The sequence below is a fragment of the Synechococcus sp. H55.11 genome (assembly GCF_047462475.1).
GTDB lineage: Bacteria > Cyanobacteriota > Cyanobacteriia > Thermostichales > Thermostichaceae > Thermostichus.
In genome coordinates this window covers 1-1,261 of the sequence record NZ_JANSJI010000166.1, presented here as the reverse complement: position 1 = coordinate 1,261, position 1,261 = coordinate 1, and the positions used below count along the sequence as shown (strand labels likewise).

The 1,261-nt window shown below is 63.1% G+C and carries 3 protein-coding genes; all 3 read right to left on the bottom strand.

Annotated elements, in window-relative coordinates; all coding sequences use genetic code 11:
• Nucleotides 1–18: 18 nt before the first annotated feature.
• Nucleotides 19–420 (bottom strand): SaoD/DsrE family protein, encoded by a 402-nt coding sequence (locus tag NW853_RS07070; RefSeq protein WP_414348602.1) that lies wholly within the window; start codon nucleotides 418–420, stop codon nucleotides 19–21.
• Nucleotides 417–1,034, bottom strand: coding sequence for a PEP-CTERM sorting domain-containing protein (locus tag NW853_RS07065; protein WP_414348599.1), 618 nt, complete (start codon nucleotides 1,032–1,034; stop codon nucleotides 417–419). The genes NW853_RS07070 and NW853_RS07065 overlap by 4 nt, the downstream gene beginning before the upstream one ends.
• A gap of 24 nt (nucleotides 1,035–1,058) precedes the next feature.
• A partial coding sequence (locus tag NW853_RS07060) for a hypothetical protein (RefSeq protein ID WP_414348597.1) occupies nucleotides 1,059–1,261 on the bottom strand: 203 nt, incomplete at its 5' end.

Below are 1,261 nucleotides of genomic sequence, written 5' to 3'. Positions count from 1 at the left end.
ACCCTACCTCCTTCCGCGCTACAGCGAGATGACTTGGTCAGGCGGGTTGCCTGCCAGCGCGGCGTAGAGGTCGGGGAAGCAGCCCACCTGCACGCCCTCAACGGTGTTGTAGGGCACGCAGTCGCCGGGTGTGGTGCGCCCTGTGCCGTCGGGGTTGCACCAGCGCAGCTCGCCCTTAGCTAAGTTGCGCTCCAGCGCGCAGGCGTCGCACATCATCAGCAGGATGCCCTTCTCCTTCGCGAGTTTCGCCAGTCGCTCGCCAATCGGATCGCCTTGACGCAGCACGAAGGCGTTGTCATCGAAGAAGAACATCCCGACGACCTCCACGCCGTGCGTGCCCGCTTCCAGCTGGGGCAGGATCATTTGCCCCAGCTTGTAGGTCGCTGCGCGCGGCGTGATGAACACATAGGCGACCTTCATCGCTTGCCTCCGCGTCGGCGCAGCCCGACCAGACCCGCCAGACCCGCGCCCAATGCCAGTAGGCTCGCAGGCTCAGGCACGAACTCCAGCGTGTAGAGACCAGAGGTGTTCAGCGCCGTGCCGTCCCAAGCGACCGCATCCACCAAGCGGAACTGGAAAATCAGCGGGTTTGCCTCCGTCGGCAGGAAGTCGATTGCGAAGATCACATGCTGATGCACGGCTTCGGGGTCATTCGGGTCGTAAATCAGCGTCCAAGTGCCGGGCAGTCCCTCGCCGAAGATGGGGTCGGTCTCACCCTCAATCACGCCCACCAAGCGCGGCGAGATGAAGATCTGCTGAATGGTCACTTGGCGCAGTTGCGGGTGGTCGTCGCCCTCTTCGGTGTGGAAGTCCCAGCCGACATCGACGCCAAACAGCCCCGGCAGTAGCTCTTCCAGCGTGTAGCGGATGCGGTAGGGCGGCTCGGCAAGCTCTTCAGGTTCAATCACGGCGGCGACGCCGTCCACGGCGCCCAAGTGGATGTCGCCTTCGTGGTCGTGGTCATCTTGTGCAAACGATACGCTCAACAGCGCGCTTAGCGCAATCGTCAGTCCGAATGTGATCCAGCGTTTCATGGTGTGTCCTCCTTTCGGGGGCATTTATTGGGCGCCCTCCCCGACGGCGCCGAAGTTGAACAGGATGATGAGTAGGTCTGCGTCGTCGACGATGCCGTCGCCGTTCACATCCGTTTGGGGGTCGCCAGAACCGAACGCGAACAGCACCATCAGCAGGTCGGCGTCGTCGATGACATCGTCGTTGGTGAGGTCGCCCAGCGTGGTGAAGCTCCAGTTGCGGGCGTGGC